Origin of the sequence: uncultured Gimesia sp. (assembly GCF_963972345.1) — a bacterium.
GTDB lineage: Bacteria > Planctomycetota > Planctomycetia > Planctomycetales > Planctomycetaceae > Gimesia.
Genome location: NZ_CAXAVM010000268.1, coordinates 1 through 7836, shown reverse-complemented (window position 1 = coordinate 7836; position 7836 = coordinate 1). Strand labels below are relative to the sequence as shown.

Below are 7836 nucleotides of genomic sequence, written 5' to 3'. Positions count from 1 at the left end.
TTTGGACTGGTACGCGTAGAAAGTTTTGAAGGGGATATGGTCCCCCGGTTTCGATTCCGGTTTGCGGCAACGCCCGAGCAGCGTGCCGCAGCGTATTTCAAACAGGTTGAGAGCAAAGTCGAAAGAAATCCGAATTCAGCGAAACAGACGCTGGAAGTGGTCCCGGGAGACTGGCCTGGTTACCGGGGAAGCAGCCGCGACGGGATCGCGGCAACACAGTCGATTCGAACTGACTGGAACACACATTCGCCGAAACTGCTGTGGAAACATCCGGTCGGTGCGGGCTGGGGATCATTCTGCATTGTCGGCGACCGGGTTTTTACCCAGGAGCAACGGGGCGATGTCGAAGTCGTCGTCTGCTACGACGGGCAGACGGGTGATCAACTCTGGGTTTATGAAGATGAAGTGCGCTTTGAAGAAACGCTGGGAGGCGTCGGGCCACGGGCCACGCCGACTTTCGATCAGGGATTTCTTTACACGGTCGGCGGAACGGGAGTTCTCCATTGCTTCGAAGCGGCTACAGGCATTGAAGTCTGGACTCATGATCTGCTTGAAGAACAGGATTTTAAAAATCTGCAATGGGGCATGTCCGGCTCCCCTTTGATCTGGGAAGATCTGGTGATCGTGAACCAGGGACTGGTGATGGATACGTCCGAATTGAATCATCGTTCGATCATTGCTTTCGATAAACGGACTGGAAAGCAGGCGTGGACCAGTGGCAGCCGAAAACCGAGTTACAGTTCTCCCCAACTGGCAGAATTGCAGGGTGTGCCTCAGATCCTGGTGTTTCATGCAAAGGGACTGGAAAGCTTTGCGCCGGCAGATGGTCAGTCACTCTGGTTTTTTCCCTGGACAAATCAGGCAGGAGTCAATGCGGCTCAGCCCATCGTAATTGATGATTCATCAATCTTTATCGGTTCGGGATATGGCGTGGGTTCGGCGCGGCTTTCAATTAAGAAGTCCGGCGACGATTGGCAAGTGACCGAAGTCTGGACGAGTAACAGTCCCAAACTGAAATTCAATTCTGCTGTGAAGCGGGATGGTTTCGTATATGGACTGGATGAAGGAATTCTCACCTGTCTGAATCTGGAGAATGGGAACCGCATCTGGAAGAAGGGACGCTACGGTTACGGTCAGATGCTGCTGGTGGGATCAATGCTGCTGATCCTGGCAGAGGATGGTCGCGTGGAACTCGTGAAAGCGGATCCGGAAGCATATACCCAGGTAGCAGAATTTCAGGCGATCAGCGGACAGACCTGGAATCATCCCGCCCTGGCACACGGGAAACTGTTTGTGCGAAACAGCGAAATGGCTGCCTGTTACGACATTTCCACGGGCTCGCAAACCACATCCGTTGAGAAAACGGACCGTTAGAGGCAGCCTTTCAAGCATCGGTTTCGTCCTCTGTTGCCTTTCTCCGAAATGAGTAAAGCTAAGTAAGATCTGCGGATTGTACTTGACGGAGTGCGGCTGCAGTTGCACAATAGACGATAAATAAACACCTGCCTATATGTTTTGACTTCCCACAACGTATTGAAACAGAATAAGTTTCGCTACGTCCCGCCTCGGACAGCCAGACTGTCTGAACGACATTGCAGAGAAAGGAGACCCATGTTTCGCGCGAACATGCGAGTTTACGTTTTGCTGCTGATTGTGTTCTCCCGCCCGCTGATATCAGCCTCAGTCGAGGCTGCGGATCGGTCTCAGTTTCCTGAGGCACCACTGATCGCCAACAAGCCAATTTTGCCTGCCGAACCACCATTGCATGAGTCGATCGACAGGCTGATCCAGAATCGAACTGCAGACTATGCGAAGCTGGCATCTCCGCTGAGTAATGACGCTGAATTTCTGCGGCGGATTTACCTCGATCTGACAGGGCGGATTCCGACCATCGAACAGACGCGGACTTTTCTGAAAGATCAGCGCACCAATAAACGTGCGATCCTGATCGATCAGTTGTTGAATTCTCCCGAGTACGCCCGCTTTGTAGCGCCTGGATGTGATGCTGATGCAGCGGATGAATAAGAAATACATCGATCCGGCTAAGTGGGAAGAATACCTGCGGACATCTGTTGCGGAGAACAAACCGCTGGATCAACTGGTGCGCGAAATCCTTTCTGCGGATGGGACAGAGAAAGAACATCAGGCAGCCGCTCGCTTTTACCTGGCCCGAGATGGTGAAGTCAATGAGCTGACCCGTGACATCAGTCGGATTTTTCTGGGAGCCGACCTGACGTGTGCCCAGTGCCATGATCACCCGGAAGTTGCAGACTGGAAGCAGGATCATTATTACGGGATCTCGGCGTTCCTGATTCGCAGTTTTGTATTTACCGACAAACAGAAAAAGCAGACCGTCCTGGCTGAGAAGGCAGAAGGGGAAGTCAAATATGAGTCGGTGTTCGAAGTTCGAGATAAAACATCCAAAGGTCCCGCAACGACACTGCCTGCCGTCTTCGATAACAAAAAAATTCCCGAACCTGTTTTCAAAAAGGGAGAGGAATACAAGGTCAAGCCAGCCAAAGGCGTGCGGCCGATTCCCCAATACAGCCGTCGTGCTCAGCTGGGAGATGCTATTACCACAGATAATCGCCGCTTTGCCCGGACTATGGCGAATCGTTTATGGGACATGCTGCTGGGGCGGGGAATCGTCCATCCGCTTGATGCGGATCATTCGGATAATCCTCCCTCGCATCCCGAACTGCTGGATGTATTAACCGAACAGCTGATGGCGCATGAATACGATCTGAAATGGTACCTGCGTGAAATCGCATTAAGCGAAACGTACCAGCGATCGAGTGCGAATGAATTATTTCAGGAGCAGACAGCGAAGGAATTATCCGATGCACAATTTACGCATGCCCTGTTAAAGCCTTTAAACCCGGAACAGTATGCCTGGGCAGTGATGGAAGCGACCGGGCTGGCAGAAGTGCATCGCAACAGCCTGAAACAGAAGTTGAATGAAGCCACACTGCGAAAAAACCTGCTGGGGTATGAACGCCAGTTTGTGTCCCTGTTTGGGGGAGTGCCCGGTGAACCGGTCAAAGAGTTCGAAGCGATGGCGGACCAGATCTTATATCTGTCCAACGATCAGCGGATCCAGGTGATCCTGCCGGCGAGAGCGGGAAATCTGGCGGATCGTCTTCTGAAGATTCCAGTGGACCAAACCCCACAGCTGGCAGAAGAGCTGTATCTCAGTGTCCTCACAAGACCGCCTCTTCAGACGGAAACGGAAGAGGTGACTGCGTTGCTGGCAGAAAAAAAGGGGCAGGATCGGGCAGTGATGGTCACCGATCTGATCTGGGCGTTGTTAATGTCATCCGAGTTTCGTTTTAATCACTGACAGTACAGACTCAATGTGATTCTATTACAGACCGACTTATGGAATGCAGGGAAAGGGTGTGACAATGCGTTGTAACTATGCTTGTGGATCACATGAATCACTGACGCGTCGATCTTTCATGGGGGGCACTGCCGCTGGTGCATTGAGTATGCTGGGCTTTGGTGGCATGACCCAGGTTCAGGCAGCAAAAAAACTGGCTGCCCAACAGAAGCAGGTGGTGGTCTTCTGGCTGTCGGGCGGTGTCAGCCAGCTGGAGACCTGGGATCCCAAGCCGGGAACGGAAACGGGAGGACCATTCCAGGCGATTTCGACCTCAGCCCCTGGCGTACAGATCAGCGAACTGCTGCCATATACGGCGCAGCAAATGCATCATCTGGCGCTGGTCCGGGGGATCAACACCAGAGAAAACAATCATGGCAAAGGAGCCTACATCATGCAGACCGGGCGAAAAGAACAGCCTGGATTTGCTTACCCGTACCTGGGCTCCTCGTTTTCCAGCCATCTGTCCCCTCCCGACAGCCCGTTGCCGGGATATATTTCAGTAGGTGCCGGGGGCTCTTCGAAAGAGGCGACCTTTCTGGGCCCCCGTCATGCGCCGCTGGTTCTCTCGGGTGGCAAGGCACCGGCCAACCTGGAGATGCATGCTTCCATGACGACGGAGCGGGACAAGCTGAGACGGAGTCTGCGCAGCAAAGTCAGCCAGCGATTTGAGCAAAAACGCAAGACCGCCCATACTGAAGTTTACAATGAATCGTTCGATCAGGCGGCAGCGTTGATGTCCCGGCGGGATATTTTCGACTTCAGTCATTTTTCTGACAAAGACGTCGAACGTTACGGCAAGCATGATTTCGGCCAGCACTGCCTGATGGCTCGCCAGTTGATTGAGAAAGGCGTAACGTTCGTCAAAGTGGGACATACCAACTACGATACGCACTCTGAGAATTTCAATTTTCATATCGAACAACTGGGCGAATTCGATCGGCCTTTCGCGATGTTTATCTCGGATCTCTACGATCGTGGTTTACTGGAGCATACCCTGATTATCTGCATGTGCGAATTTGGTCGCACGCCGAAAATTAATTCGCGCGTGGGCCGCGATCACTGGGGCACAGCCTGGTCGATCGCCGTGGGCGGGGCCGGGATTAAAGGGGGCGCCGTTTCCGGAAAGACCAATGAAACCGGTACCCAAGTGATTGATCGTGAAGTCAATGGCGGTCACCTGTTCCACACCTACTACCAGGCGGTCGGCCTGGATTCGACGGAAGAATTTTACCCCAATGGTCAGCCGATTGCCAAAGCCGATCCCAAGACTGAGGCGATCAAGGAGATTCTGGCGTGATTAAATTTTATCAACGGCGGTCCTCCCTGATTTGTCTGCAGACGGCTGTCATGCTGTGCGGTATTTCCGTGCTTCCGGCTGCCGAGAAACCGACTGACAAGACAGAGAACTCACAGTTACCACTACAGGCAGTAAAGCCCATTCTCAATCATGGTCCGACATCATTACCGGCTGCTTTGCCATTTGCAGAACTGGATGCGGACAAAGCTGCGCGAATGACTGCCGCTCAGGAGAAGGCAGTCAATCAGCTTACGGCAGAACTCAAACAGGTGGAAGCCGAGATCAATCAGCTGCAAACTGAACTGAAAGAGGCAAAACAGAAGATCAAATCTGAAACAGAGGCATTGAACACGATACAACAGAACTTGAAGGAGTCGCAGAATAAGAAACCCGAAGATCCGCAAAATAAAGATCAGGCTGATGATTCGGCAGAGGCGGTCAAACTCAAAGCAGAAACCCTGTCCAGAGAACTGAATACGCTGGAACAGCAGGTGAAGCAGCGGGAGCAGTCGCTGACTGAGAAACAGAAGCAGCAGGCAGAATTAAAAAAACAGGCAGCGGCAGCAGAAAAGCAACTGACAGAACAGCGGGCGAAAGCGAACCAGTTTCAGGAATTCGTAAAACTGTTTCGCGACCAGCAGCCGACGGCTGATCCGGAACGGTTTCGAGAAGTGGCAGCGTTTTCCCATTCACGCCCCTTATATTCCTGCAAGATTGATGCCAGTGGAAATTACCTGCTGGCGGGGGCCCAGGGTTCCGCTTTTAATCGCTGGGATCTGGTCAGCGCGGAGAATACAGAACTGCTGGGACACCAGAGCTGGGTCCGTCGTTTTGACGTGGGGCGTGCGAGCCCCCTGTTAATCACGGGCGCCTATGAAGGAAAGGTCGCCTGGTGGAACCTGGAGGCAGAGCAGCCGAAGCCACAGCATTTGGTGACAGCCCATAAAGGATATGTGCGGGCAGTGGCGATCAGCCCCGATGGATCACTGGTGGCCACTGGCGGAAATGACTGCCTGGTGAAGCTCTGGTCGGTAAAAGAGGCAAAGCTGATCAGGACACTGTCAGGCCATGAACATCAGGTCTATAACGTTAAGTTTCATCCGAGTGGCCGCTGGCTGATTTCCGGTGATTTAAGAGGAAATCTGAAACAGTGGGATGTGGAAACCGGGAAACTGGAACGCGATTTCGACGGGAGTGCGATTTATAAGTATGACACCACGTTCCACGGTCACATTGGTGGCGTACGCGGAATGGATATCAGCCGGGATGGCAAGTATTTTGCCATCAGTGGAATCGGTGGAGTCTCAAATGCGTTCGCCGGGATTGGAGTTCCCACCGTCATTCTGTTTGACTGGGCCACCGGTAAGCGCCTGGCAGTCATGACCCCCGATGATAATTTTAAAGGGACCTGCTGGGGAGTTCGCTTTCATCCCGAAAATGACTTTATCGCTGCCGTGGGCGGCAATTCGTCGGGGATGATCTGGTTCTGGAAACTGGGAGAAGACAAACCTTTCGCATCAGAAAAAATCAAAAGTGTTCCCTATGATCTGGATTTCCATCCCGATGGTCTGCGGATGTGCGTGGCCTGCTTTGACAAAACAGCGCGCCTCTATCACCTGGGCCCGGAAACTCCTGCAGAACTCGCAGCCGCTAAAAAAACGAAGGCGAAGAAAAAATAGCGGTCACTTTGCTGGTGGAACACGTCGGACCGATTCCTGTTCCGCCAGCAGTTTCAGTTTTGTCATCTGCGATTTCAGAATGCGCTTTGTGAACCAGCTGAACAGGACACTCATGACCCGATAGTAAAAGGATGTGAATGTCAGTTCGCAGTGATAATCCAGTTCCGTTTTTCTGCCGTGTGACGTCAATTCATAGGTGACTTCAATCCGATGTGCGGGATGCATCAGTTTCACTGCGAGCAGTGTCGGCGGTTCATAGGCGGTGACAATTCCTTTATATCTTTGGGTATTCAGACCTTCTTTAATTGTATGGATAAATTTTGTTCCCACCCGGTAATCCGTTTTTTTCCCCTTGGGATATTCTACCGATTCCAGCCCTTCCATCCAGAGCTGCATTTTTTCATCGTCATTCAGGTAACTGAATACGACTTCGACGGGAGCAATAATTTCCTGATGGTGTGTTATCTCCAAAGCCACTCTCTCCCCGCTTGAACCTGACTCGCCCTGTGAACTCCGAAGTGTAATTTTACCCTCGCGATTCAAAGAAATCTTTTCCATCTCAGCACACGTGGCATTGTAACAGGCTTTGAATGCCAGTGTGATCTTGTTTGCAGCAGGTTTACTGCGTTTTCAGGAATCCGATTTTGCCTGACAGGGGATTCAGGCCAAAAGGTTCGGTTTTGCGGTCTGTAAGGATTGGGTCTGGCCGCAACCTGTTGTTGTCTGGATTGCTGCTTGTAAAGCCTCGGAACGGGGGGGTAGGATGCTGCATGAATCTGTTCTGTCTTAACCAGAACAGTCGGTTGCAGTTTCTCCAGGTTCTCTCTGCAAGTGCAGATTTCGAGAGTGCACAACAGGGATCAGTTGATAACAGATCAACCGGATATCAGAATATCAATCAGAGTCAGATCTGTTGTGATGAATCGCAGTAAGTCAGACTTACCAGGGCCCATTGAATGTATTATCTGGCAATACCATGTAGCCTGATGCTCGTGTACTTCGGAGTGATGTACCTTCACTGGGGGAAGGGGTGTATCCGGCTCTACCAGGAACAGGGCTCACAACCTGAACGGCATGACTATCAGCCTCGGGCAGTTGTGCTCCTGTCTTTAAGAGGGCATGACCCCTTCCTGGTCAACTGCCTGGAAGGACTGCTCAATCAGGAGTACCCGGAATATGCTGTTAAGATCATTGTAGATCACGTTGATGATCCCGCCTTTCCGTTTGTCAATCAGTATCTGGAAACACACCGTCATCCCCATTGTCAGGTGAGCGTGCTGGAATCGCGGAGCGTGAACTGCGGATTGAAAAATCAATCTTTGCTTCAGGGTCTGTCTGAAGTGAGCGAGGACGTGGATGTGGTTGCCTGGCTGGATGCAGATGTGGTTCCCCACCGGACATGGCTTCGGGACCTGGTACAACCTCTGCAGGATGAATCGGTCGGCGTGGCTTCAGGGATCAGGTGGTATGCGCCGCGT

7 protein-coding genes are annotated in these 7836 nt (G+C 52.1%); 6 read left to right on the top strand and 1 reads right to left on the bottom strand.

Annotated features, from left to right (window positions below):
• The 5 genes from AACZ40_RS26995 to AACZ40_RS26975 form a co-directional block, all read left to right on the top strand.
• The coding region (locus AACZ40_RS26995) for a PQQ-binding-like beta-propeller repeat protein (protein WP_339676669.1) at positions 1–1374 on the top strand (1374 nt) is incomplete at its 5' end.
• A gap of 237 nt (positions 1375–1611) precedes the next feature.
• Complete coding sequence (locus AACZ40_RS26990; RefSeq protein WP_339676666.1) at positions 1612–2025, top strand: DUF1549 domain-containing protein; 414 nt, start codon at positions 1612–1614, stop codon at positions 2023–2025.
• Positions 2009–3340 (top strand): DUF1553 domain-containing protein, encoded by a 1332-nt coding sequence (locus AACZ40_RS26985; protein WP_339676663.1) that lies wholly within the window; start codon positions 2009–2011, stop codon positions 3338–3340. Before AACZ40_RS26990 ends, AACZ40_RS26985 begins: the two co-directional genes overlap by 17 nt.
• Before the next feature lie 64 nt (positions 3341–3404).
• Positions 3405–4679, top strand: coding sequence for a DUF1501 domain-containing protein (locus AACZ40_RS26980; protein WP_291180491.1), 1275 nt, complete (start codon positions 3405–3407; stop codon positions 4677–4679).
• Positions 4676–6358, top strand: coding sequence for a WD40 repeat domain-containing protein (locus tag AACZ40_RS26975; protein ID WP_291180492.1), 1683 nt, complete (start codon positions 4676–4678; stop codon positions 6356–6358). The genes AACZ40_RS26980 and AACZ40_RS26975 overlap by 4 nt, the downstream gene beginning before the upstream one ends.
• 3 nt (positions 6359–6361) lie before the next feature.
• On the opposite strand, the gene AACZ40_RS26970 is transcribed toward AACZ40_RS26975, so the two are convergent.
• Complete coding sequence (locus tag AACZ40_RS26970) at positions 6362–6829, bottom strand: SRPBCC family protein (RefSeq protein ID WP_291180496.1); 468 nt, start codon at positions 6827–6829, stop codon at positions 6362–6364.
• A 485-nt stretch (positions 6830–7314) separates the two neighbouring features.
• On the opposite strand from AACZ40_RS26970, the gene AACZ40_RS26965 reads away from it, so the two are divergent.
• The coding region (locus tag AACZ40_RS26965) for a glycosyltransferase (RefSeq protein ID WP_339676660.1) at positions 7315–7836 on the top strand (522 nt) is incomplete at its 3' end.